Source organism: Catellatospora sp. NPDC049111 (assembly GCF_040648615.1).
GTDB classification, from domain to species: Bacteria; Actinomycetota; Actinomycetes; order Mycobacteriales; family Micromonosporaceae; genus Catellatospora; species Catellatospora aurea.
The window spans coordinates 1-23,555 of sequence record NZ_JBEZEB010000070.1; the positions used below are offsets into that span (position 1 = coordinate 1).

Consider the following 23,555-nt stretch of genomic DNA (forward strand, 5'->3'; position numbering starts at 1 on the left):
CTCTCCTCTTTGTTTTTCCCCCACAACGCCGGGCCCGCGCCCCCCCGCGCGCCCCCGCGACTCGCGACTGCGCGCCGTGTCCGCGCTGCTCACACCGGGGGACCACCGGAGGCGAGCAGCGGCGGGATCAGCGTTCCCGCAGTTCCGCGGCCCGGTCGGGGGAGCCGAGGATGCACAGCAGGGAGCAGGCCGTCGCCGACGACGTTCCGGACGTGCTCGGTGGTGTGCCCTGCGGCGCGCCTGCCGCGCTGTAGTTGACGCTGGCCGTGTTGGTCAGCGGCAGCAGCAGCAGGAACGTCGAGCAGTGGATCTGCTTGCTCGCCCCGGCGGCCAGGGTGAACGTGCCCCCCGCCGTGACGCAGCCCGGCGCGACCGAGTCGTTCACGGTCACCCCCACCGCGTCGACTGGGCCGGTGTTGGTCACCGTGATCCGCCAGTACGCCGTGCCGAGGACCCCGAGCAGCCCGGCCGGGCTGGACTTGCCCCAGGGCCCGACGCCGCCCGGCCCGCACCGCGAGGCCCGGGTGTCCTTGCAGATCTCCTTGTTGACGGTGATGTTCGGCTGGCAGGCCGCACCGGGGTTGATCGGCTGCTGGACGGTGTTGGAGGTCAGCGCGCCCCCGGCGTCGGTTCCGGTGGCGGTGTTGGAGACCGAGTACACGCCGCAGTCGCTGCTCAGCTTGGTCTGGAAGCAGATCTGCGGCGGGTCGCCGTCGAACCCGGCGACCAGGTGCGGCTCGTTGCCGCCGCCGAAGTCGTCGACGTTGAGCAGCCGCAGGCTGGCCTCGATGACCAGCGCCGGGTGCGTGCTCGGCGAGATGCCGGACAGGTCGACGCTGCCGTCGGGCGCGAACGGCAGGGTCGCGATCACGGTGTTGTCCGGCTTGCTGATGGTCGCGGCGGAGTTGGCCAGGTCGATGTTGGCGATGTCGATGTCGACCAGGCGCGCGTCCTGGTATCCGGTGATGTGCCCGGATGCCCCGTCGCAGTAGAAGTCGGGCGCGGTCAGGTTCAGCGACGCCCCCGCGCGGAAGCACGGCGACGCGCCGGTGATCGGGTCCATGGAGAACAGCAGGCCCGCGTCACCGAGTCCGAGCAGGCACTCGCCGGCCTGGTCGTAGTCGTAGCCGTAGTCACGGGTGGCGCCGCTGCCGCCGACACCCGGGTGGGTCTTCGGGAAGGCCATGCCCGCGCACGCCGCGCCGGTGTTCCAGTCCCAGCAGCCGGTCGCGCCGAGGATCGGCCCGCCCCAGAACGGGAAGTAGCTGCGCAGGTGCCCGTCCGGCCCGGTGATCACCTTCGGGTTGAAGGTCAGCACGCCGTTGGGCATCGCCGGGAAAGCGGGCGGGGTCAGGGACGCGCCCGCGACCGTGTAGCAGTTCAGTTGGTAGGGGCTGCTCGTGGGCACGCACACGCCCTCGTCGTCACCGGTGGTGGTGTACGCGGTGAAGATGCCGTAGGTGATGACCCCGGCCGGACCGGCGGCCTTCGGGGCGGCCCAGCCGGTGCAGGTGGTCGTGGTGGCCGGGTCGAAGCAGGCGAGCTTCGCGCCGCTGCTGGGCGAGGACGAGATGAACAGCTTCCCGTCGGCCAGCGTGGTGGAGCCGAAGAAGTACAGGCCCGGGTTGACCGAGGTGTCGCTGTGCGGCGCGGCGATCCCGGCGTACGGCTGCCCGGCGCATGGCGTCTGGGTGGCCATGGTCAGGCAGAGCACGGATCCGTTGGTGGACACGGCGTAGAGCTTGCCGTTCAGCTCGGTCAGCCCGGCGAGGCTGTTGCTGGCCGACGGGGAGCCGCCGGTCGGCGTGAGCGGGACGAAACCACAGTTGGCGCGGGCGTCGAGGTCGAGGCAGGCGACGCCGAGCGCGGTGGTCGTGCTCGCCGGGTAGTAGACCGTGCCCGGCCGCTCGGGGTCGAACACGAACTGCCCGGCCATCGGGCTGGCCAGGTCGCCGGTACTGCCCGAGCCGAGCGGCCCGGGGGTGGTGTTCAGCGGCCTCGGCCACGGCCCGCCGGTGCAGGGCTGGGCGGTCAGCAGGTTGATGCAGACCACCTTCGGGTTCGCCGGGACGAGGTGGTGGTAGATGTTCCACGACTCGACCGCGCCGTTGGCGGAGCGGTAGAGCAGCGGGGTGAACCCGTCGCCGCCGGTGGCGGTGGTGGTGGGCTGCACCGGGGGCAGCAGCAGCCGGGTCAGGCTGGTGCCGCCGGGCTGCAGGTCGGGGTTGGTGGCGCGCACCGCGATCGTGCCCGAGGCCGGTTCGGTGGTCGAGAACGTGGTCCCGTCGGTGGACCAGGACTTCACCCAGTCCGGCGGCACCTTCAGCGATCCGGGGACGAGGGCTTGGCCCGCGCTGATCGGGTCGGTGATGGTCACCGAGCCGCCCGCGCCGGGGTCGTCGTAGGACATCACCCAGTTGACGACGTCGCCGTGGTCGGCGGGATTCGATCCGGGATCGGTGACGTTCTGCACTGATTTGACCAATGTGCCCGGTGCGAGCGGCAGCGGGTCGGCCGCCGCTGTCACCGCCGGCGGCGCGAACGTCAGGGCCAGCGCCGTGGCCAGCAGCAGGATGGGCCGGGTTGCGATTCGTGGTCGTCGCACGGTGACGCCTCTCTGGACGGAGACCGTGGCACGGGTGCGGGCGGTGGCCCGTCACGCAGCGCCAGGTGGTGGACGCCGACCGTAACCCGCTTAAATGTGTGGATTGATGAATGAGATCATGAATGGCCTCGCTCTTCACCGTTTCGGGTGTCCTGTCCGGCGTGGCGTCAGCCGCCCACACGTGATCATTTGCGGGTACGCTGCGTCACGAGGAGGCGGCGATGGTGACTCGGGTGGCGATGTGGTCGGGGCCGCGCAACGTGTCGACGGCGCTCATGCGCAGTTTCGGCGCGCGGGCGGACACGCTGGTCGTGGACGAGCCGCTGTACGCGCACTACCTCGACGTCACCGGCCTGGACCACCCGGGCCGGGCCGAGATCCTGGCGAGCCAGCCCCGGCGCTGGCAGGACGTCGCCGCGGCGCTCACCGGCCCGCTGCCCTCCGGGATCGACGTGCACTACCAGAAGCACATGACCCACCACCTGCTGCCGGACATCGGCCGCGAGTGGCTGGGCGAGCTGGCCAACGCGTACCTGATCCGCGACCCGGCGCACGTGGTGGCGTCGTACGCGAAGGTGCGCGGCGAGCCGACCCTGGCGGACCTCGGCTTCACCCAGCAGGCCGAGATCTTCCGGGCGTACGGCGGCCCGGTGGTCGACGCCGCCGACCTGCTCCGGGACCCGGCCGGGGTGCTCGCGAAACTGTGCGCGGCACTGGGCATCGGCTGGGACCCGGCGATGCTGGGCTGGCCCTCTGGCCCGCGCGACACCGACGGCGTATGGGCCCCGCACTGGTACGCCAACGTCGAGTCCTCGACCGGCTTCGCCGCCTACGACCCGTCGCCGGCCGTGGTGCCCGACCGGCTTCGCCACCTGGTCGACGCCGCCCGGCCGTACTACGACGAGCTGCATGCCCACCGCCTGACCACCGCGGCCTGAATCGCCCGGCCGGGCGGGCCGCGGTCAGACGACCTGGGTTCCGGCGGCGCGCACGTGCGCGAGGTAGATGTCGGCGATGCGCTTGGTGACCGGCCCGATCCCGCCGTCGCCGATGGTCCGGCCGTCGACCAGCACCACGCCGGCGATCTCGCCCATGGTGCCGGTGCAGAACACCTCGTCGGCGGAGTGCATCTCGGCCAGCGAGATGTCGCGCACCTCGACGTCGATGCCCGCCTCGGCGGCCAGCGCCAGCACCGTCTCCCGGGTGACACCCTCGGGACAGGCGACGGTCCGCGGGGTGGCCAACCGCCCGCGGATCACCGCGAACAGGTGCGTGGCGTTGGTCTCGGCGACGAAGCCGTGCCCGTCGAGCATGAGCGCGTCGTCGGCCCCGGCGAGGGTGGCCTCCATCTTCGCCAGGATCGAGTTGATCAGGTTGTTGTGGTGGATCTTCGGGTCGAGCACGTCCGCGCCGGGGCGGCGCACGCTGGAGGTGGCGAGCTTCAGGCCGCCGGTGTCGTACACCGGGGCCTTGTGTTCGGCGAGCACGATCAGGGTGCAGCCGGACTGGTTGAGCCGCGGGTCCATGCCGCTGGTGACCTTCACGCCGCGGGTCAGGGTGAGCCGCACGTGCACGCCGTCGGTCATCTGGTTGGCGCGCAGCGTCTCGGTCAGCGCGGCGGTGATCTCGGCGCCGGAGGGCACGGCCGCGAAGCCGAGCGCGGCGGCCGAGCGGCGCAGCCGGGCCAGGTGGGCATCGAGGGCGAAGATGCGGCCCTGGTAGAGGCGCAGCCCCTCCCATACCGCGTCGCCGCCCTGCACGACGGAGTCGAACGGGGAGATCCCCGGCTCGTCGCGGTGGCGCAGCACGCCGTTGACCCAGTACTTCAGGTCGGCGTTGCGCTGGTCGTAGCGCTGAAGCATGGCGGAACCCTCCCGGAGTCGACGCCCAAGGAGATCATGTCCGCCGGTCGCGGGTCGAGGCGGACCCACCGCATCGGCGATGCCGTCGATCTGTGACGCACGACAACACCGGATCGTCAAGATGTCGACAGAAGTCGATATTGGATTGCCGCCTGAGGCGAGCTGCTCGTAGCTTGCTGGCTACACACGGCAATGTCCAGGAGAGAGAGCTCGATGACCCAGCTCCAAGCCCCTCAGCTCGTCGTCAACAGCCGGATGCTCTACTTCGGCTGGGTGCCCGCCGACCCCGACGCGGTCGCGGCACTGGTCCCGGCGGGTTTGAAGCCCATGGCCAACCGCCAGGTCTTCATGAACCAGTACGTGGTGGACTCGCCGGAACAGACCTCCGGCTTCGGCGCGTACTCGCTCACCTACATCGGCCCCGACCTGGAGGACGCGTACGCGCCCGACGGCGTCACCCCCGGCCGCTGGTGGACCCACTACTTCAACTCCAGCGCGGTGGTGCGCGACTACGCCTCCGCCCGAGGCGTTCCCGCGAGCGTCGGCACCACCACCATCGAGATCCACGGCAAGAAGCTCACTGCCACGACCACCGCCGACGGCGTGCCCGTCATCCGCACCACCGTGCGGGTCGGCCACAAGCTCGGCGAGACCGCCCGCGGCCAGCTGCGCTACCTGACCGAGGTCGGCGGTGACTTCGTGGCGGGCAACTACCCGTTCATCTCCGAGCCCGTCGCCGACTTCGAGGTCGAGAAGCTGGAGTTCCTCGACAAGACCCATTCGGTGTACGCGCTGCGCCCGGCCAATCCGCTGGAGATCACCTGGGGCTTCTACGCCCCGCGGGCCTCCTTCGCCTACCCGGGCGGCGAGACCGTCCTGAGCTGACCCGCGTCGACCGCCCCGCTCGGCGTGGACGCGCCCGTTCGGCGTAGACGTTGGCCTATCTCATCGACTCCGAGGCGCGGATTTTCGATGAGATAGGCCAACGTCGATGAAAATCGGAGCGCTAGGCGAGCGCCTCGGGCGTTCGCAACTGTGCGGCCAGGGCGGCGAGTCTCCTGCCGTACGCCTCGCCGTCGCGGCGGCCCAGTGGCGTGCGCTCCCAGATGTCGCGGTCGGCGTTCTCCCGGAAGTCGGTCTCCCAGTACAGCGTCCCGTCGGCCGCCCACTGCGAGTCCACGGCGAACCCGCCCGCCGCGGGCCCCAGCCCGTCGCTCACCCCGAACAGCGACTGCGCCAGCGCGGTGCGGTACTCGGTGCGGTGGTACAGCTGCAGGAACGAGTCCTCGTCGCCGACCAGCGGCAGCAGCACCGGCATGGTCTCCTCGCGCAGCAGGCGGCTCTGCGGGTACTGCCAAGTGGTGCCGTGCCAGCGGGGGAACGCGTTGACGGTGTCGAAGTCGAGCACCCGGCAGTCGTGCAGCGCGTCCATCGCGGCGACCGGCCGGTGGCCGTTGCCGGCCCGGATCCGCCAGGTCGGCCGGCGCAGCAGCCGCAGCAGCACGTCGTCGTGGTAGGACGCGACCGCGGCCAGGCTCGCCGTCTTCAGTGCCAGCAGCGCCGGGTAGTGCTGCAGGTTCGCCCAGCGCGGGTCCGGTTCGTCCTCGGGCCGCCGTCGGCAGCGCATGAGCTGCTCGATGACGCGCACCCAGAGCGCGGTGTGCTGGCGGTCGCGGTCGAGGTAGACCCCGTGCGCGAGCAGCCGCATCAGGGTGTCGCAGCGGGCGCGCACGTCGTCGTGGGCGCGCTGCAGGGTGGCCGGATCCTGGGCGGCGGGCGCGGCAGGCATGGCGCGCAGGTAGTCGCGCAGCCGCCGGATCTCGGTGTCGAACAGGTCGGCGACCTCGATGTGCTTGACCGGGTCGGGCAGCAGCCGCTTGAGCCGGGCCACCGCCATCGCCTTGGTCAGCGGCGGGTCGGCGAGGTCGTCGAGCGCTTCCAGCCGGTTGACCAGGTCGGGGAAGAACTGCTCGGCGGCGGCTCCGGTGATGACGTGCGCGCGGTGCTGCGCGACGAGGCGTTTGGCGATCTGGCCCAGCTCGCCGCGGGACGCCCAGAACAGCGGGTAGCGCCGCGACCGGGTGCCTTCGAGGGCGGCGACCAGGCCGTGGTCCCAGTCGCCGGACCAGCCGTTGACGATCAGACCGTACTCGTCGAGGACGCGTTCCAGCAGGCGCTGCCACGGGGCGCGGTAGGCGCTCAGCTCCTCGACGGTGTTGAGCTGGTCGGTGCGGGCGTAGTCGCCGTGCAGCTTGATGACGGTGCACCGGGCGTGGGGCAGCGGCTCCATGCCCTCGATCGCGGCGGGGCTGGCGATGACCTGCGGGAAGATGCCCTCGGCTTCGAGCGCCTGCTCGATGAGCCGGTCGAAGTTGGTGGTGACGATGACGCGTACCGCGCCCCGGGCGACGAGTGCCGCGATGGCGCGGTGGGCCGCGCCGGGGACCTTGATGCCCTGCTGGCGTTCCTCGGCGGTGGGCTCGAAAAAGGACGCCAGCAGCGCGCGCCGCGCGGCGGGGGTGCTGGCCAGCGATTCCAGCAGTGCGGAGTAGCCCAGCGGCGCGCCGTCGCCGTGTTTGGTCCACCACTGCTCCAGTTCGGCGTCGGTGGGCGCGGCCTCGCCCGCGGCCGCGGCGACCTTCGCGACCAGTGCCGTCACGACACCCCAGCCGGTGGGCACGCCGACCGCCGTGGACGTGCCGGAGCCGAGCAGCAGGGCGTACACGCCGGGCTGGGCGTGCACGGCGGTGGCGAGGCTGATCCGGGCGTCGAAGACGGGGCGGCGGGTGGCGAGGAGGTCGTCCATGGCGGCAACCATAGACAGCCGTGGCGACGCAGGGGAGGGTGCGTCCGCGGGCCGACAGCGCGCGATCGCATGGGTGCGTACGGTGGCGGTGCGGCTATGACATCCGTTCCCATGTTCATGTTGCAATGAATTCATGATTCGCTGTACCGTCGGCGTGCTGCGCGCGTCGTGGCTGCCGTTTCCCCTGCTGGGGCGCACGATGTCAGCATTCCGGGCACGAGGTGGACGACCATGCATGACGACCATGAGCACGGGCACGACCATGACGGGCACCCGCACGGGGTGAGCCGCGACGCCGATCGGCGCTGGCTGGCGATCGCGCTGGGGGTCATCGCCGCGTTCATGGCGGTCGAGGTCGTCGTCGGCGTGCTCGCGCAGTCGCTGGCCCTGATCTCCGATGCCGCGCACATGCTCACCGACGCCGCCGCGATCGTGCTCGCGCTGGTCGCCATGCGTTTCGCCGCCCGCCCCGCCGGTGGGCGCTACACCTTCGGCCTGGCGCGCGCGGAGATCCTGTCCGCGGCGGCCAACGGGTTGAGCCTGCTGCTGCTCGCGGGCTGGCTGGGCTACGAGGCGATCGTCCGGCTGGCCGATCCCGCCGAGGTCACCGGGTGGATGGTCGTCGTGACCGGACTGCTCGGCCTGGCCGTCAACGTGCTGGCGGCGTGGGCCATCGGCAAGGCCAACCGGTCCAGCCTCAACGTCCAGGGCGCGTACCAGCACGTGCTGATGGACATGTTCGCCTCGGTCGCCGCGACGGCCGCGGGCCTGGTGGTGCTGCTGACCGGCTGGGCGCGCGCCGACGCGGTCGCCACGCTGGTCGTGGTCGTACTGATGATCAGGGGCGGCTGGGTGCTGCTGCGCGAGTCCGCCGGGGTGCTGCTCAACGCCGCGCCCGCCGGGGTGCGCCCCGAAGCGATCGGCGTGGACATGCTCGCCGCCGAGGGTGTCGTCGAGGTCCACGACCTGCACGTGTGGACGATCGACTCCGGACAGGCGGCGCTGTCGGCGCACGTGCTGGTCGACGAGCCCGCCGACTGCCACCTGGTGCGCCGGGAACTGGAACGGGTGCTCGCGGCGTCGCACTCGATCACCCACACCACGCTGCAGGTCGACCACCAGGTCCGGGAGAGCGCCGACGAGCACTGCGAATCCGCGCACGGCCAGGTCCACCGCCGCTGAGACCTTAGTTCAGCGAATCGTGTACTATCATCGCGTGGACACGATCGCCTCGCCGCCGACCTACGGGCAGGTGCTGGCCCGCTTCGGGCACGCGCTGTCCGACCCGACCCGCGCCCGCCTGCTGCTCGCCCTGCGCGACGGCCCGGCCTACCCGGCGGAGCTGGCCGACCTGCTCCAGGTCAGCCGGCAGAACATGTCCAACCACCTCGCCTGCCTGCGCGGCTGCGGCCTGGTCGTCGCCGTGCCCGAAGGCCGCCGCTCGCGCTATGAACTGTCCGACCCGCGCCTCGCGCACGCCCTCGGCGACCTGCTCGGCGTGGTGCTGGCCGTCGACCCGACCGCCTGCGCCGCCGCCGAGACCGAAGACTGCTGCAGATGAGCGTCGGCCTGCCGGTAGCCCGCCGGTCCCGGCTCGTACGCAGGATCAGATTGCTGGTCGCGGCCACGATCATCTACAACGTGGTCGAGGCGGTCGTCGCGATCACCGCCGGGCGCGCCGCCGGTTCGACCGCGCTCATCGGGTTCGGCCTGGACTCGGTCATCGAGGTGTCCTCGGCTCTTGCGGTGGCCTGGCAGTTCTCCGCCACCGACCACGAGCGCCGGGAGCGGGTCGCGCTGCGGGTCATCGCCCTGTCGTTCTTCGCGCTCGCCGCCTACGTCACCGTCGAGGCCGGGCAGGCCCTGCTGGGCGGGCACCGCCCGGATCACTCGACGGTCGGCATCGTGCTGGCCGCGGCCTCACTGGCGATCATGCCCGCGCTGTCGTACGCCCAGCGGCGGGCGGGCAACGAGCTGGGCTCCCGCAGCGCCGTCGCGGACTCGAAGCAGACCCTGCTGTGCACGTACCTGTCCGCGGTGGTGCTGCTCGGGCTGGCCGCCAACAGCCTGTTCGGCTGGTGGTGGGCCGACCCGGTCGCGGCCCTGGCCATCGCCGCGGTCGCGGTCAGGGAGGGCGTCGGCGCGTGGCGGGGCGACACCTGCTGCGCCACCGTGCCCTCGACCGGGGAACGCGATGACGCCTGCGCGGACGGCTGCTGCGGCGACTGATTCCCGGCTGCCGTCGCGCCGGGCGAAGGCCGCCCCTTACACTGAGATCGCCTCGCTGTACGCGTCTGAAGACCGTGCGGCGGGGCTCTTGTCTGCGCGGATAGTGCGAACCTCCTGCACACGGCGGTCCCGGTGGGTGATCGTAGGAGAGCAGGGCCGACGCGTCCGGGCGGGAGCGCGCGCTCACCCCGGCCGCGGGCTGACGAGGCACCTTCGGGAGGCGCGAGCATGAACACCGCCGCAGAGCAGCACCGGCCGCCCGCGGCCGCGTACGCCCAGGCGGCCGAGACGGCGGGCCGCGCTCCCTCGATCCACAACACCCAGCCCTGGCACTGGCAGATCCACCCCGACCGCCTCGACCTGTACGCCGACACCACCCGGGCGCTGCCCGGCACCGACCCCGACGAGCGCATGCTGCTGGTCAGCTGCGGCGCGGCGCTGCACCACGCACAGGTCGCGCTGGCGGCCCAGGGCCACACCGTCGACACGCGCACGCTGCCCGACCCGGCCGAGCCGCATCACCTGGCCGTGCTCACGATCAGCGGGGACACGCCGGTGACGGCGGAGGCCGTACGCCTGGTGCAGGCTCTTCAGCTGCGGCACACCGACCGCCGCCCGACCGTGGACACACCGGTCGCTCCGGAGCAGGTCGACGAGCTGCGCCGGATCGCGGGCGAGTACGGCGTGCACCTGCACCGGCTCACGCCCCCGCAGGTCAGCGAACTGGCGGTGGCGGTGTCCCGGGCCGAGGACGCCGCGGCGGGGGAGCCGACCCTGCGGGCGGAGACCGCCGCCTGGACCGGCCCCGACCGCCCCGCCGGCGCGGGGGTGCCGCCGGAGTTCATCCCGGACAAGCGGCCCGAGACCGACGTGGGCGAGCGCGACTTCACCGCACGGGGCGCGCTGCCCGTCGGCGGCGGCCACGACAAGTCCTCGACGTACGTGGTGCTGTTCGGCGGCGACGACGACCGCGCCGCCTGGCTGCGCGCGGGGCAGGCGCTGTCGGCGGTGTGGCTGCACGCCACCGGGCAAGGGCTGGCGGTGCTGCCGTACAGCCAGGTCATCGAGATCGACGGCAGCCGCGCGATGATGCGCCGCATCCTGTCGAACCTGGGGTACGCGTACATCGTGCTGCGGCTCGGGGTCGCCGACCCGGACCACCCGCTGCCCGGCCACACGCCCCGGCTGCCCTTCGACGCCACCGCCACCGTCGACCCCGCGTAGCGTCAGGTCACGAAGACGGTGAAGGCCGTTCGGTGCACCTGGCCGGCGACCTTGAACTCCAGGTAAAGGCGCTGCTCGCCGCGGTTGGCGAACTCGACGTGGAAGGCCAGCGTCGCGTCCGGGGCTTCGGCGGCCGCGTGCGCGTGGGTCAGCCCGAGGGTCCGCACCTCGAATGCCGACAGGTGTGCCATCGCGCCCAGGTGGGGTTCGAGCACGGGCGGCCCGGCGGCCGAGCTGACCTGGAAGCGCAGCAGCTCGCCCCGTCCGGCGCGCAGGTGGGTGACCCCGTCCAGCCTGGTCAGGGTGAAGCCGTCCGCCGTCGCGGTCGGGGCGGGCGCGGGCAGCGGGGCCAGCCTGGTGTCACCGGTGATGAGGAAGGGCAGGCCGAGCACCGTCGGATGGCCGAGGGTGTCCTTGCCGCGCGGGACGAACTCGGCGTAGAAGCGGTAGGAGCCGCCGTCGGTGACGTCGACCTTCGTGGACCAGGTGTCGTCGGCGAACTCGGGGTGCAGGTGGCGGTAGCCGCTGGCGTCGTCGCGGACCAGGTAGAGGTGCAGCTGCTTGGTCTGGATCGTCTCGTAGTCGCGCAGCGGCAGCCCGTCCGGGCCGATGATGCGGAACGCGACCGGGATCGCCGTGCCGCGCTTGGCCGGCATCGTCACCGGCTGGATGAGGTAGCCGTCGTGGCTGTCGGACAGCCCGTCGCTGTGCATGAACGGGGTGGGCGACGGCGACGGTGCGGGCGCTGCCCCGGACGGGGCGGCGGGCAGTTCGTTCAGCACGTAGCCGATGGTGATCGCGCCGGCGGTGATCAGCACGAGGTAGGGCAGCAGCCGACGCCACTTGCCGACAGTCACAGCAGGTCCCTCCCAGGGCAGCGATGGGAAGGGCACCTTCTACAACGCGGAGCGTTGTGAAGGTGCCCTTCCTTTCCTAGCTACGGGTGATGGTGACGTCGTCGACGCCTGCCTCCAGGAGGCTGGCGGTGGACAGGTCGGCGGCGGAGATGAGGATCTGGACGGACTGGCCGGCATACGGGGTCAGGTCCCAGCTGCCGGCGGTCCAGGCGCCGTTGCGGTTGGACGCGGCGCCGGGCTGGTTGAACAGCTGGGTGGTGCCGCCGGAGTGCACCACGGAGATCCGGAAGTAGTCGGAGCTGCTGGAGTTGCTGCCGTGGGCGAGATACCAGGACAGGTTCAGGCGCAGGGTGCCGGTGCCGGGCAGGGTGATCGCGGGGGAGCGCACGCTGGTGACGCCGCTGTCGACGTCGTAGTCCCCGGCCGCGGAACCCGCCAGGCGGCCGGTGACCAGGTCGTTCACGCCACTCACGGTGGTGCCGAGCTGCTTGGTCCCGCTGGAGGTGGTGGCGGCCGGGTCGCCGCGTTCCCACGCGCCCGCGGTGGCGGTGTCGACGCCGGTCGGGTTGACCGTCCAGCCGGTGGCCGTCTCGAAGGTGTCGCTCCACACGGTGGTGGGCGGCACGCCCGGGTTGTGCTTGACCAGGACCAGGCCCTGCTCGATGCCGCTGATGGCGATGGTGCCGCTGGCGAAGAACGGGTACACGTTCCACGCGCCGTTGAAGCCGGTGTTGTTCGACGCCGGGTAGATGTCGAAGTAGGCGATCTCGCTCAGCGCGTTCGAGGCGATCCCGGTGATGTCCAGGATGCGCAGCCCGGCCCGGTAGCTGGCCTGGTAGGCCTTCGTGCCGATGATGTACAGGTTGTGGTCGGTGGCCTGGATCGTCGGCGACACGTGCACGCCGGTGTTGACCGGGGCGTTGAGGTCGGACACGTTCCAGATGAAGGTCTTGGTGCCGGGCAGGTCGGAGTCGGTCTCGTCGTCCATCAGCAGCCGCGCGTGGTCCTCGGTCAGCCAGCCCTGATGGGTGTACCCGACGCCGACGTACCCGGTGCGCGACAGCTGCACCGGCGCGGCCTTGTTGGTCACGTCCACGATGGTCAGCGTGTCCACGTTGTAGTTGAAGCAGATCTCCCGGCCCTGGTAGGCGACGTCCGGGCCGTGGTAGACCACGCACTGGTTCTCGTGCACGTAACCGTCGTTGCTGACGCAGCCCGCGTTGACCGGGACCTTCGGGTTCTGCACGTTGACCATGTGCACGCCGCCGCTGCACGTGTTGGTGCCGACGGCGTAGATGAAGCCGGTCTGCTCGTTGACCGCCAGGGTGTGCGAGTTGCCGAAACCGGTGTAGCGGGCGTCGGCGGCGAACGTCTGCGGGGTGGTGACGGTGCGCAGCCGGGTCAGGTCGAAGACCTGCATGCCGTGCGAGCTGATGGAGTCCGCGCCGATGTAGGCGTGGTTGGCGTACACCTTGATGTCGCGCCAGGAACTGGACGTGCCGTTGTAGGACGGCAGGTTGCCCAGGTAGACGGGCGCGGTCGGCACGGTGACGTCGATGAAGGACGCGCCGGTGGACCGGCCGAAGATGATGTACTCCTTGCCGGTCGTCGTGTCCGTCCAGCCCCACATGCTGTTGCCGTTGCCGCCGCCGATCGAGCCCAGCGGCAGCACGCTGAGCAGGTCGACGTTGCTGCACGGGTAGCTCCCGGCGAAGCCGCCGACGCACGGGGTCGCGGCGAGCGCGGCCGCCTCGGCGCGTACCGGAGCTTCGTAGTCCTGCATGATGCGCCGCACTTCCTCGCGGCCTTCGGCGCTGTTCGGGTCGTGTGCCCAGGCCGATCCGGCGGCCAGTGTCAGTGCCAGAACTCCCGCTACGAGCCCAGCTGTTCGCAAGGTCTTTCGCATGGCGCGGTCTCTCCCCTCGACGGTGCAGTCATCGTCACATGCAGATGTTTCGAGGGCAATGAGACTGTGAACGGCCGGTGGCGCAGGGCCACCGGCCGTTCGGGGGAGCACGGGTTTCAGCTGGTGGTGCCGGTGACCGAGCCGCTGGTCGCCTTGGTGACGTAGTAGGTGACGGTCGTGCCGCTCCAGAAGTGGAACGTCAGCGTCACCCGGGAGCCCGCGTTGACCTCGGCGAAGAACTCGGGCTTCAGCGTGATCGTGTTCGTGGTGTAGTTCGGCGCGAACGTCACGTCGAACTCCTTGAACGACGTCCAGTTGTGCGGTCCGGCGAAGGTGCCGTCGGCGTACTTGGCCTCCATGGTGGCGAGCTGGTCGCCGCGGAACTGCGTCGGCACCGCGAACGACGCCGTGGTGCCGGTCGCGTTGGACACGATCGGCGGGTCGTTCGTGACGATGTTGATCCGCCACGGCACACCCTGGGAGAACCTGGCGTGCAGGGTCGCGTTGACGCCGTACGCCCGACTGCCTACCAGGCGGGTCAGTGCGGGCGCGGTCAGCGTGAGAGTGCTGCCGGACACCGTGTAGTCGGTGCCGCTGACCAGGTCGGTGCTGCCCTGGCGCAGGCCCTGAAACGTGGTGCCGTTCAGGTTCAGCGTCAGCGTCTTGGCGGTGATCGTGCTCGCCTTGGGCACGAAGACCTGGTCGGCGTACGCGGTGCCGGAGCGCGTCGTCCAGCTCGACTTGAGCTGGGCGAACAGTTCCGGGTCGCTCCACGCCAGCGAGGTACGGCCCAGGTGCTGGCCGTTGTCCCAGAGCATGGTGGTGAGCTGCTTGGATCGGGCGTAGTAACCGAGGTACTCGAAGAACTTGAGCTTCTCGCCCTGCTGGATGGTGCCGGTGTGCCGGTCGAAGCCGAGCAGGCCGTACTCGCCGATGATCACCGGGATGTTCCGGGCGACGAACGCGTTGTACACGCGGTCGAACTGCCCGACCAGATCGGCCTGCGTGGTGGCGTCGAACCGGGTGCCCCCGGCGACGTTCACGCTGAACGGCCAGTAGCCGTAGAAGTGCACGGTGGCGATCAGGTTCGGGTCGTTGAGCTGGGTGAAGGTGCTGGTCAGCTCGTCGATGCGGGCCTGGTCGGCCGAGGTGTGCAGGGTCGGCAGGACCAGCAGGCGGGTGGCGTTGCCGCCGCCGGACTGGCGCACGATGCGGTGGAACGACGTGTTCAGCTCGTTGAGCAGCTGTGCGTTCTGCGCGTCGCCGGAGCTGCCGGTGAACTGCGGCTCGTTGACACTCTCGAAGGTCAGCTTCGCCGACGAGTCGCGGAACGCGGCGGCCAGCTGCGTCCAGAGCGCGTTGTACCGGTTGAGCACGGTGGTGCGGTCGCTCGGCATGTTGGCGATCCACTGCCACGAGTCGTGGTGAATGTTGATCATCACGTAGAAGCCGTCGGCGAGAGCCCAGTCCACCACCTGCTTGACGCGGGCGAGCCACGCGGCGTCGATGGTGTAGTTCGGCGCGGAACCGTGGTGCTGGCCCCAGGTCACGGGGATTCGGATGCTCTTGAATCCCTCCGCCTTGACCTTGTCCAGCAGCGCTTCGGTGACCTGCGGATTGCCCCAGGAGGTCTCGTCGGCGCCGGTGGCGTCGAAGGAGTTGCCGAGGTTCCAGCCGGGCTGCATCGCGGCCACGGCGGCCATCGCGTTCACGGCCGGCGGACCGGACGGCGAGGGTGAGGCCGACGGGGAGACCGACGGAGACGGGGAGGTGCTGCGCGACGGGCTCGGGCTCGACGGCGGCGGAGTGCTGCCGCCGACGCTGCCGGTGCAGGCGACGCCGTTGAGCGTGAACACGGTCGGGTTGGTGTTCGTGCCCGACCAGGAGCCGTTGAAGCCGAACGAGACGGTGCCGTTGGTCGCGATCGCGCCGTTGTAGCCGACGTTGGCCGCCGTGAACTGGCCGCCGGAGGAGGTGACGGTCGCGTTCCACGCCTGCGTGACCTGCTGGCCGGAGGGGAACGTCCAGACCAGGGACCAGCCGCTGATCGGGTCGCCGAGGTTGGTGACCTCGACGTTGGCGGTGAAGCCGCCGGGCCACTGGCTCGGGGCGGAGTAGGCGACGCGGCATCCCGACGCGGCGTACGCATTGGCCGTCGCGACCATGCCGAGACCCGTCACCACGGCGGCGCTCGCCACCGCGGCCAGACCTGCCCGCCATCGTCTCCTGCGTGCTGTGCTCGATTGTTCAGACATGATGCTCCTGAGTCGTGGGCGCGACCGGATGCGGTGCGCGGCAGGGCCGCCAGGACACCGCTGATGATCAATGGACATTAGTTTTGACGCTAAACTTTGTCAATCGGCGCGGGGCGATGCGGCACGTTCCGCGGGCATCGGGCGGCACACACCGCTTGTGCGACGGTTTGGCCGTCGTGTGCGCGACCCTCACTCACACATAGCTGGTTGCGGATGTGTGGCGCGCGTAATGTCCAGGGGCGGGTGGCGTGACGCCTCGGTAACGGTGGGTTCCTACCGTCGGGAGGCATCACGGGGCGTCGCCCGGGTGCCTTCGCCGACACGTGGAGGAACAGGCATGACGTCCACCGATCGTGCTGGGACGTCCCAGATCAGGACAGTGTGCTCGTACTGCGGCGTCGGCTGCGGGATGATCCTGCACATCGGGCAGGACCCCGGCGGCGAACGCCGCGTGCTCAAGGTCTCCGGCGACCGCGAACACCCCGCCAACCATGGCAGGCTGTGCACCAAGGGCGCCACCAGCGCCGAGATGCTGGCCGCGCCGGGCCGGCTCGCGGCGGCGCGGGTGCGCCCGGCGCGCGGGGCCGAGCCGGTGGACACGGGCGTGGACGAGGCGATCACCCGCACCGCGCAGGGGCTGCGCCGGATCATCGACGAGCACGGCCCGGACGCCGTGGCGCTGTACGTGTCCGGCCAGCTCACGCTGGAGGCGCAGTACCTGGCGAACAAGCTGGCCAAGGGGTTCATCGGCACCAACCAGATCGAGTCGAACTCGCGGCTGTGCATGGCCAGCGCCGGCACCGGCTACAAGCTGTCGCTGGGCGCGGACGGCCCGCCCGGCTCCTATGACGACTTCGACCACGCCGACCTGTTCTTCGTCATCGGCTCGAACATGGCCGACTGCCACCCGATCCTGTTCCTGCGGATGATGGACCGGGTCAAGGCGGGCGCGAAGCTGATCGTGGTCGACCCGCGCCGCACCGCCACGGCCGACAAGGCCGACCTGTTCCTGCAGATCGCTCCAGGCACCGATCTGGCGCTGCTCAACGGCCTGCTGCACCTGCTGGTCGAGGCCGGTGACCTCGACGAGCGCTTCATCGCCGAGCAGACCGAGGGCTGGGCGGCGATGCCCGCGTTCCTGGCCGACTACCCGCCCGCCGAGGTCGCCCGGATCACCGGCATCCCGGAGGAGGACATCCGTGCCGCCGCGACCCTGATCGGCGCGGCCACGGACTGGATGAGCTGCTGGACGATGGGCCTCAACCAGAGCACGCACGGCACCTGGAACACCAACGCGCTGTGCAACCTGCACCTGGCGACCGGTGCGATCGGCCGCCGGGGCAGCGGGCCGTTCTCGCTGACCGGCCAGCCGAACGCGATGGGCGGCCGGGAGATGGGCTACATGGGTCCGGGGCTGCCGGGGCAGCGTTCGGTGCTGGTCGCCGCCGACCGGGAGTTCACCGAGCAGCAGTGGGGACTGCCGGCGGGCACCCTGCGCACCGAGGTCGGCAAGGGCACCGTGGAGATGTTCTCGCGGATGGCCGACGGGCAGATCAAGGCCTGCTGGATCATGTGCACGAACCCGGTCGCCTCGGTCGGCAACCGGCGCACCGTCATCGCGGGCCTCGAAGCGGCCGAGCTGGTCGTCACCCAGGACGCGTACGCCGAGACGGAGACCAACGCGTACGCCGACGTGGTGCTGCCCGCGGCGACCTGGTCCGAGACCGACGGCATCATGATCAATTCCGAGCGCAACCTGACCCTGGTCTCCGCGGCCGTGCCGCCGCCGGGCCAGGCGCTGCCGGACTGGCAGCTCATCGCCCGCGTCGCCGCCGAGATGGGATACGCCGACGCGTTCGACTACAGCAGCGCCGAGGAGGTCTTCGCCGAGCTGCGCGCGTTCGCCAACCCGCAGACCGGATACGACCTGAGCGGCGTCACCTACGAGCGGCTCCGGCAGACCCCGGTGCAGTGGCCCGCCGCCCCGGAAGGCCCGGCCCGCAACCCGGTGCGCTACCTCGACGGACCGTCCGCCGCGGACGGAGCCCGGCCGCGGCTGAGGTTCCCGACGGCGAGCGGCCGGGCGGTGTTCCACCCGCGACCGCACCTGCCCGCGGCGGAGCTGCCCGACGACGACTACCCGTTCGTGCTGAACACCGGCCGGCTCCAGCACCAGTGGCACACCCTGACCAAGACCGGCAAGGTCGCCAAACTGGGCAGGCTCAATCCCGCGCCCTTCCTCGAGCTGCACCCGGCCGACGCCGCGGACCTCGACGTGCACGACGGGGACCTGGTCGAGGTCGCCTCCCGCCGGGGCCGGGCCGTGCTCCCGGCGGTCGTCACCGAGCGGGTCCTGCCCGGCAGCTGCTTCGCCCCGTTCCACTGGAACGACCTGTACGGCGAATACCTCAGCGTCAACGCCGTGACCAGCGACGCGGTGGACCCGCTCTCGTTCCAGCCGGAGCTGAAGGTCTGCGCCGTCGCGCTGACGAAGGTGGCCGCCCCGGCCGTGCCGGAATCGGGGGAAGGGCAACCCGACGACGTGGTGACCGCGCCGCCGTCCGACGCCACCGCGAGTTCGCTGCTGGCCGCCGACGATCTCGCACCGCCCGTGTTCAGCCGGGAACAGCGGCGTTACCTGGCCGGGTTCCTGTCCGGCGTCGACACCGCGCCGCCGGGGGCGGGATCGGTGCCGTGCCTGCCGGGCGACGCGCCGTTCGACCCCGACCAGGCGCTGTGGCTCAACGGCTTCCTGGCGGGCAGGTTCTCCCGCACCCCGACGCCCGCTTCGCAGGCCGGTCCGGAGTGGGCGCTGCCGGCCGCGCGGGACGTGCAGGTGCTGTGGGCGTCGCAGACCGGCAACGCCGAAGGCTTCGCGACGACGGTCGCGCAGCGGCTGGCCGAGGCGGGCTGGCAGGCGCGACTGCGCGGCATGGACGGCCCGGCCCCGGACCTGACGGCCGGCGACGCTCCGCTGCTGGTGATCACGAGTACGTTCGGCGACGGCGACGCCCCGGACAACGGGGCCGGTTTCTGGGACTTCCTGGACCGGCCCGACGCGCCTCGGCTCGACGGCCGCCGCTACGCGGTGCTCGGGTTCGGTGATTCGTCCTATGCCGAGTTCTGCGGCCATGGCCGCCGCCTCGACGGCAGGCTGAGCGAGCTGGGCGGGGTGCGCCTGGCCGAGCGCGTCGACTGCGAGCCCGACTACGACGCCGCCGCACTGGCCTGGCTCGACCTGGTCGTCGCGGCGCTGGCCGCTGATCCGGGGCCACCGGCCGGCGGTCCGGCGCCGGCCGTGGCAACGGCACCGACCGCCTTCACGGCACCGGGCACTGGCCCGGCACCGGGCCACCACGCTGCCGGCACCCGGCCGGGTGGGCGTGGCACGAGCCGGCGCGGCCCGGTCCGGGCCGCACAGCCGGACAGCCGTGCCGGGGGGTCGGCGGTGGGGGTGCTGGACGCGCCGCCGCGACCAGACGCCGCGCCGAGCAAGGCCAGGCCGCTGACCGCGCTGCTGGCCGGCAACCGGCTGCTCAGCCTCGCCGGTTCGGCCAAGGAGGTGCGCCGCTTCACCTTCGACACGGGCGCGGGCGCGCTGGACTACGAGGCGGGCGACGCCCTCGGGGTCTGGCCGACCAACTGCGCCGACCTGGTCACCGAGTGGCTGGCGGTGACCGGGCTGCACCCGGACGAGATCGTCGACGTGGGCGGGCCGGTGTCGCTGGCCGAGGCGCTGCTGCGGCGGCTCGACATCACCCGGGTCACGCCGAGCCTGCTGCGCTTCGTCGCCGAGCGCAGCCACGACGCCCACCTGAAGACCCTGCTGCGCCCCGACAACAAGGGCGAGCTGGCGAAGTGGACGTGGGACCGGCAGGCCGTCGACGTCGTGGCCGGGCATGCCGTGCGGGCCGCGGCGGCGGACTGGGTCGCGGTCCTGCCGCGCCTGCAGCCCCGGCTCTATTCGATCTCCTCGTCGCCGCTGCTGGACCCGGCCCGGGTCAGCCTCACCGTGTCGGTGGTGCGCTTCGGCAACCACCGCGGGCAGCCCCGTAAGGGCGTCTGCTCGTCTTTTCTGGCCGATGCCGCCCCGGACACGCCGGTGCCGGTGTTCCTGCAGCGTACGCCGCATTTCCGGCCCCCGGCCGACGGAGCCACTCCCATGATCATGGTTGGTCCGGGCACCGGGGTCGCCCCGTTCGTGGCGTTCCTGCAGCAGCGGCGTGCGACGGGTGCGCGCGGGCGCAACTGGCTGTTCTTCGGCGAGCAGCGCCGGGCCACCGACTTCTACTACGCCGACGAGCTGGCCGAACTCGTCGAGGACGGCGTGCTCACCCGGCTCGACCTGGCGTTCTCGCGGGATCAGCGGAGCAAGGTGTACGTCCAGGACCGTATGCGCGAGCACGGCGCTCAGCTGTGGGCGTGGCTGCAGGAGGGCGCGCACTTCTACGTGTGCGGTGACGCCGCCCGGATGGCCAAGGACGTCGACGCGGCGCTGCGGGAGATCGCCGCACTGCACGGCCGCCTCGATCCGGCGGCGGCCGCCGCGTACGTCAAGCAACTGGCGGCGGACCGGCGCTACCTGCGGGACGTGTACTGACCGCGTCGAACCCGGGCCTCGGTCGGCGGGAGTGATCCGGGACAATGACCTCGTGTCCATGCGTGATCTTCTGCGAGGACTGCCGGTCTTCGCCCGTCCGCTGCCCGTCTTCGACCCGGCCGCCGCCGCGCCGGACCCGGCCGACCTGCTCGCCGCCTGGCTGCAGGAGGCCATCACGGCCGGGGTTTCCGAGCCCCACGCGATGACCCTGGCCACCGCGGGGCCGGACGGCCTGCCGGACCTGCGGGTGCTGATCCTCAAGGACCTCGACGCCGAGGGCCTGTACTTCGCCACCGAGTCGATCAGCGCCAAGGGCGCCCAGCTCGGCGTCAACCCGCAGGCCGCGCTCGGCTTCTACTGGCGCGAGCAGGGTCGCCAGATCCGGGTCCGGGGGCCGGTGCAGCCCGCGGTTCCCGAGGTCAGCGCCCAGGACTTCCTGGCCAGGCCGATCGGATCGCGTACGGCGAGCCTGATCGGACGGCAGAGCACCGTGCTGCACGACCCCGCCGACCTCGCCGCGGAGCTGGCCGCCGCGCAGGCCCGGCTGGAGGCCGACCCGGGACTGGTCGCCGAGCACCACACCGTGTACCTGCTCAAGCCGATGAGTGTGGAGTTCTGGCAGGCCGACCCTGAGCGGCGGCACATCCGCCTGCGGTACCGCCGCACCGACGACGGCTGGCGCACCGAGCGCCTGTGGCCGTGACCTGGCCGGGCGGACGCGATGTCGTTTTCCCGCCAGCCTGCCGCCGGATCGCGGTGACATGATCGGCTGAGGCGAGCGAGGACGGAGGCAGGAGCGATGACCGCACGGCACACCCGGATCGGCTCGACGCTCGGCGAGCTGACGGTGGTCGCCGACCGCGACACCCTGATCGGGCTGTACTTCCCCGGGCACTGGTACCCGCCGAAGGCGGAAGCCATCGGCCCGTTCGTCGAGGCGGCGGCTGATCCGGTCTTCGCCAGGACGGCCGAGGAGCTGGCCGAGTACCTCGACGGGCGGCGTACCACGTTCGACGTGCCCGTCGCCCTGCACGGCGACGACTTCCAGCAGCGGGTGTGGGCGCTGCTGCGCGAGATCCCGCACGGGCGGACCACGACGTACGGCGCGCTCGCCGCGCAGCTGGGCAACCCGGCCCTGGCGCAGCGGGTCGGGCAGGCCGTCGGCCGCAACCCGGTCTCGGTGATCGTGCCCTGTCACCGGGTCGTCGGCAGCGACGGCAGCCTCACCGGATTCGCCGGCGGCCTTCGGCGCAAGCAGTTCCTGCTCGAACTGGAGGAGCCGGCCGAGGTCAAGGCGGGCAGGCTGTTCTGAGCTCCCGGTCAGCCGGCGGTCGGCGGGGTGAGTCGGGCGAGCACCTGGCGGGCCTGGTCGGCGTACTCCGCCGAGACGCTGACCGCGTACTCGCTCGCCTGCAGCGAGCGGCTGGACGTGAAGTCGCGCTTGCCGCGGGTCATGGCATGCGCGATCGCGCCGAAGATGGCGCCCCAGATCGCGGCGATCACCACCGCGGTCAGCACGACGGCCAGCCAGTTCGTCGGCACGAAGATGCCGAACAGCAGGCCGATGAACAGGCCGAACCAGGCGCCGCCGGCCGCGCCGTACAGCGTGGCCCGGCCCGTGGTCATGCGGCCGAGCACCTGTTCCACCATGCGCAGGTTGGTGCCCACGATGGCGGCGTGCTCGACGGGGAACTTGTTGTCGGACAGGAAGTCCACGGCGCGCTGGGCGTCGCCGTACTCCGGGTAGGTGGTGACGGCGACCATCGCCCGGCTGGGGTCGACGGGCTGTACGGGCACCGGCTGTCCGGCGAAGCCGCCTGCCGCCGCGGACGATGTGCTCATGATGCTCCCTCGCTCGGTTTTGTCTCGTCAGTCCTGATCATCGCGCGGCACGCCGCCCGAACATGCCGTTTTGCCGCTTTTGTCGTCCGCGGTAGCCGATGCGTCAACCTGACCTGCGGGAATGCCGAGCGGATCGTGGCGGTTGTCGATGGGGCGAACAGAAAGGGCAGGTGCCAGATGAAGGTCAGAAGCTCACTGCGCAGTCTCAAGAACCGGCAGAACTCGATCGTGGTGCGTCGCCACGGCGCGGTCTTTGTGATCAACAAGTCCGACCCGCGCCAGAAGGCCCGCCAGGGCTGAGTCCCGCCCCCGGCGCGTGCCGCGCAAGATCAGCAGACTTGCCAGGCACCTGGGCGTACGAGGTCTCAAGATACGCACAGGTGCCTGGCAATTCAGACGATCGAGGTAGAACGGGTCACTTCGCCGCGTCGCGCAGGGCGTCGCGCACCCGGTTGGCGATGGCGGCCGGTGAGCCGTTCTGGCGCGACGGGTGCGCGTCCGGGGTCGCCGGTCCGACCCGCTCGGCCGCGCGGGCCGTGGCGGCGATCCCGATCAGCTGCTCGACGGGCATGTTCTCGCGCAGGTAGCCGAACTCCTCGTCCTCTTCGAGCTCGGCGTGCTCGATCACCGCGTCGCGCAGCTCGATCAGGCGGTCGTCGAACTGCGGGTGGTCGACGCCCATCTCGTACAGCTGGGACAGGTCCTCGGTGGCCTGCTGCTCCTCCTGCAGCCGCGACTCGATCAGGTCCTCGCCGTCGGGCAGCCGCCGAGCGGCCAGCGGGTGCACCAGCTGCTGCTCGATGTTCTCGTGGATCACCAACAGGCGCACCAGCTGCTGCCAGGCCTGCTGCTTCTGCGCGCCCTGCGCCCGGCCGACCTGCCCGAACAGCTGCTTGATCTGCTCGTGGTGGCTCAGCAGCAGGTCGATCACGTCGTCGTGGCGGCCTTCCCAGGCCGTCTCGCCCGCCCGGCCGGAGCTTTCGGCGCGCGCCGTCGTGCCGGGCTGGGCCGTCTTCTTGCCGCCGGTTTTGTGGGCCGCGCCGCTCGCCGGGCTCGCACCGGTGCTCTTCTTGCCGGTGGCGATGCTCGCCGACATGGTGCCCTGGTCGGAACGCATGGTCTTCACCGCCGCCTTGACCAGCTCCTCCTTGCGCATGCCCGAGGTCCCGGTCACGCCGTGATCCTTGAGCCAGCCGCGGAGCTGGTTGACGGTCATCGTGTCGATATCGCCGGCCATGTCCGAGTGGTCGTGCCCTCGGCCCGCCGGGCTCCCGCTGCTCATGTGCTCCGCCATCGTGTCGTCCCTTCCTCCAGCTCGACCCCCACCCCCGTGGAGCCACTCCCCATCCTGATGGAAACGGCATGGCCG

The 23,555-nt window shown here is 71.3% G+C and carries 18 protein-coding genes; 10 read left to right on the forward strand and 8 right to left on the reverse strand.

The annotated features are described in order from the left end of the window. Positions 1–127 precede the first annotated feature (127 nt). Positions 128–2,605 (reverse strand): hypothetical protein, encoded by a 2,478-nt coding sequence (locus AB0B66_RS42480; RefSeq protein ID WP_360541119.1) that lies wholly within the window; start codon positions 2,603–2,605, stop codon positions 128–130. 221 nt (positions 2,606–2,826) lie between these two features. On the opposite strand from AB0B66_RS42480, the gene AB0B66_RS42485 reads away from it, so the two are divergent. Next, the gene (locus AB0B66_RS42485; protein WP_360541121.1) at positions 2,827–3,543 is read left to right on the forward strand and encodes an HAD family hydrolase; all 717 of its coding nucleotides are present in this window, start codon (positions 2,827–2,829) and stop codon (positions 3,541–3,543) included. A gap of 24 nt (positions 3,544–3,567) precedes the next feature. Here AB0B66_RS42485 and AB0B66_RS42490 read toward each other — a convergent pair whose 3' ends face one another. Beyond that, complete coding sequence (locus AB0B66_RS42490; protein WP_360541123.1) at positions 3,568–4,467, reverse strand: aminotransferase class IV; 900 nt, start codon at positions 4,465–4,467, stop codon at positions 3,568–3,570. 213 nt (positions 4,468–4,680) lie between these two features. On the opposite strand from AB0B66_RS42490, the gene AB0B66_RS42495 reads away from it, so the two are divergent. After that, positions 4,681–5,352 carry a hypothetical protein gene (locus AB0B66_RS42495; RefSeq protein ID WP_360541125.1) on the forward strand — a complete coding sequence of 224 codons (672 nt, stop codon included), beginning with the start codon at positions 4,681–4,683 and terminating at the stop codon, positions 5,350–5,352. Between the two features lie 121 nt (positions 5,353–5,473). Here the strand turns inward: AB0B66_RS42495 and AB0B66_RS42500 are convergent, their stop codons facing one another. Then, positions 5,474–7,273, reverse strand: a complete 1,800-nt coding sequence (locus AB0B66_RS42500) for an SIR2 family protein (RefSeq protein WP_360541127.1) — start codon at positions 7,271–7,273, stop codon at positions 5,474–5,476. A 231-nt stretch (positions 7,274–7,504) separates the two neighbouring features. Here AB0B66_RS42500 and AB0B66_RS42505 point away from each other — a divergent pair, with 231 nt between their 5' ends. The 4 genes from AB0B66_RS42505 to AB0B66_RS42520 all read left to right on the forward strand — a co-directional run bounded on the left by AB0B66_RS42505 (position 7,505) and on the right by AB0B66_RS42520 (position 10,726). Continuing rightward, positions 7,505–8,455 carry a cation diffusion facilitator family transporter gene (locus AB0B66_RS42505; RefSeq protein ID WP_360541129.1) on the forward strand — a complete coding sequence of 317 codons (951 nt, stop codon included), beginning with the start codon at positions 7,505–7,507 and terminating at the stop codon, positions 8,453–8,455. Between the two features lie 34 nt (positions 8,456–8,489). Continuing rightward, complete coding sequence (locus tag AB0B66_RS42510) at positions 8,490–8,834, forward strand: metalloregulator ArsR/SmtB family transcription factor (protein ID WP_360541131.1); 345 nt, start codon at positions 8,490–8,492, stop codon at positions 8,832–8,834. Further along, complete coding sequence (locus AB0B66_RS42515; RefSeq protein ID WP_360541133.1) at positions 8,831–9,502, forward strand: cation transporter; 672 nt, start codon at positions 8,831–8,833, stop codon at positions 9,500–9,502. The genes AB0B66_RS42510 and AB0B66_RS42515 overlap by 4 nt, the downstream gene beginning before the upstream one ends. Positions 9,503–9,730: 228 nt before the next feature. Beyond that, entirely contained in the window at positions 9,731–10,726 is a 996-nt protein-coding gene (locus AB0B66_RS42520; protein ID WP_360541135.1) for a nitroreductase, read from the forward strand. Between the two features lie 2 nt (positions 10,727–10,728). On the opposite strand, the gene AB0B66_RS42525 is transcribed toward AB0B66_RS42520, so the two are convergent. From AB0B66_RS42525 to AB0B66_RS42535, 3 genes are all read right to left on the reverse strand, one after another. Continuing rightward, positions 10,729–11,583, reverse strand: a complete 855-nt coding sequence (locus AB0B66_RS42525; RefSeq protein WP_360541137.1) for a hypothetical protein — start codon at positions 11,581–11,583, stop codon at positions 10,729–10,731. 76 nt (positions 11,584–11,659) lie between these two features. Beyond that, positions 11,660–13,489 (reverse strand): choice-of-anchor B family protein, encoded by a 1,830-nt coding sequence (locus tag AB0B66_RS42530; protein ID WP_360541139.1) that lies wholly within the window; start codon positions 13,487–13,489, stop codon positions 11,660–11,662. A 116-nt stretch (positions 13,490–13,605) separates the two neighbouring features. Further along, on the reverse strand, positions 13,606–15,744 hold the full coding sequence (locus tag AB0B66_RS42535) for a cellulase family glycosylhydrolase (RefSeq protein WP_360541141.1): 2,139 nt from the start codon (positions 15,742–15,744) through the stop codon (positions 13,606–13,608). Positions 15,745–16,081: 337 nt separating this feature from the next. Here AB0B66_RS42535 and AB0B66_RS42540 point away from each other — a divergent pair, with 337 nt between their 5' ends. From AB0B66_RS42540 to AB0B66_RS42550, 3 genes are all read left to right on the forward strand, one after another. After that, a complete protein-coding gene (locus AB0B66_RS42540; RefSeq protein WP_360541143.1) occupies positions 16,082–20,344 on the forward strand; it encodes a bifunctional nitrate reductase/sulfite reductase flavoprotein subunit alpha in 4,263 nt (1,420 codons plus the stop codon). 58 nt (positions 20,345–20,402) lie between these two features. After that, the gene (locus AB0B66_RS42545) at positions 20,403–21,047 is read left to right on the forward strand and encodes a pyridoxal 5'-phosphate synthase (RefSeq protein ID WP_360541145.1); all 645 of its coding nucleotides are present in this window, start codon (positions 20,403–20,405) and stop codon (positions 21,045–21,047) included. Between the two features lie 96 nt (positions 21,048–21,143). Next, positions 21,144–21,656 carry a methylated-DNA--[protein]-cysteine S-methyltransferase gene (locus AB0B66_RS42550; protein ID WP_360541147.1) on the forward strand — a complete coding sequence of 171 codons (513 nt, stop codon included), beginning with the start codon at positions 21,144–21,146 and terminating at the stop codon, positions 21,654–21,656. A gap of 8 nt (positions 21,657–21,664) precedes the next feature. On the opposite strand, the gene AB0B66_RS42555 is transcribed toward AB0B66_RS42550, so the two are convergent. Continuing rightward, complete coding sequence (locus AB0B66_RS42555; RefSeq protein ID WP_360541163.1) at positions 21,665–22,108, reverse strand: general stress protein; 444 nt, start codon at positions 22,106–22,108, stop codon at positions 21,665–21,667. A 255-nt stretch (positions 22,109–22,363) separates the two neighbouring features. Between AB0B66_RS42555 and ykgO the strand changes: the two genes are divergently transcribed. Beyond that, positions 22,364–22,486, forward strand: coding sequence for a type B 50S ribosomal protein L36 (gene ykgO / locus AB0B66_RS42560; protein WP_203692278.1), 123 nt, complete (start codon positions 22,364–22,366; stop codon positions 22,484–22,486). Positions 22,487–22,601: 115 nt separating this feature from the next. Here the strand turns inward: ykgO and AB0B66_RS42565 are convergent, their stop codons facing one another. Next, the gene (locus AB0B66_RS42565) at positions 22,602–23,468 is read right to left on the reverse strand and encodes a hemerythrin domain-containing protein (RefSeq protein ID WP_360541149.1); all 867 of its coding nucleotides are present in this window, start codon (positions 23,466–23,468) and stop codon (positions 22,602–22,604) included. Positions 23,469–23,555 lie beyond the last annotated feature (87 nt).

Coding starts and splice junctions, on each gene's coding strand:
- AB0B66_RS42520 (WP_360541135.1), top strand. CDS start 9,731: ATGAACACCGCCGCAGAGCAGCACCGGCCGCCCGCGGCCGCGTACGCC.
- AB0B66_RS42485 (WP_360541121.1), top strand. CDS start 2,827: ATGGTGACTCGGGTGGCGATGTGGTCGGGGCCGCGCAACGTGTCGACG.
- ykgO (WP_203692278.1), top strand. CDS start 22,364: ATGAAGGTCAGAAGCTCACTGCGCAGTCTCAAGAACCGGCAGAACTCG.
- AB0B66_RS42535 (WP_360541141.1), bottom strand. CDS start 15,744: ATGTCTGAACAATCGAGCACAGCACGCAGGAGACGATGGCGGGCAGGT.
- AB0B66_RS42500 (WP_360541127.1), bottom strand. CDS start 7,273: ATGGACGACCTCCTCGCCACCCGCCGCCCCGTCTTCGACGCCCGGATC.
- AB0B66_RS42545 (WP_360541145.1), top strand. CDS start 20,403: ATGCGTGATCTTCTGCGAGGACTGCCGGTCTTCGCCCGTCCGCTGCCC.
- AB0B66_RS42555 (WP_360541163.1), bottom strand. CDS start 22,108: ATGGTCGCCGTCACCACCTACCCGGAGTACGGCGACGCCCAGCGCGCC.
- AB0B66_RS42495 (WP_360541125.1), top strand. CDS start 4,681: ATGACCCAGCTCCAAGCCCCTCAGCTCGTCGTCAACAGCCGGATGCTC.
- AB0B66_RS42515 (WP_360541133.1), top strand. CDS start 8,831: ATGAGCGTCGGCCTGCCGGTAGCCCGCCGGTCCCGGCTCGTACGCAGG.
- AB0B66_RS42550 (WP_360541147.1), top strand. CDS start 21,144: ATGACCGCACGGCACACCCGGATCGGCTCGACGCTCGGCGAGCTGACG.
- AB0B66_RS42565 (WP_360541149.1), bottom strand. CDS start 23,468: ATGAGCAGCGGGAGCCCGGCGGGCCGAGGGCACGACCACTCGGACATG.
- AB0B66_RS42530 (WP_360541139.1), bottom strand. CDS start 13,489: ATGCGAAAGACCTTGCGAACAGCTGGGCTCGTAGCGGGAGTTCTGGCA.
- AB0B66_RS42540 (WP_360541143.1), top strand. CDS start 16,082: ATGACGTCCACCGATCGTGCTGGGACGTCCCAGATCAGGACAGTGTGC.
- AB0B66_RS42505 (WP_360541129.1), top strand. CDS start 7,505: ATGCATGACGACCATGAGCACGGGCACGACCATGACGGGCACCCGCAC.
- AB0B66_RS42490 (WP_360541123.1), bottom strand. CDS start 4,467: ATGCTTCAGCGCTACGACCAGCGCAACGCCGACCTGAAGTACTGGGTC.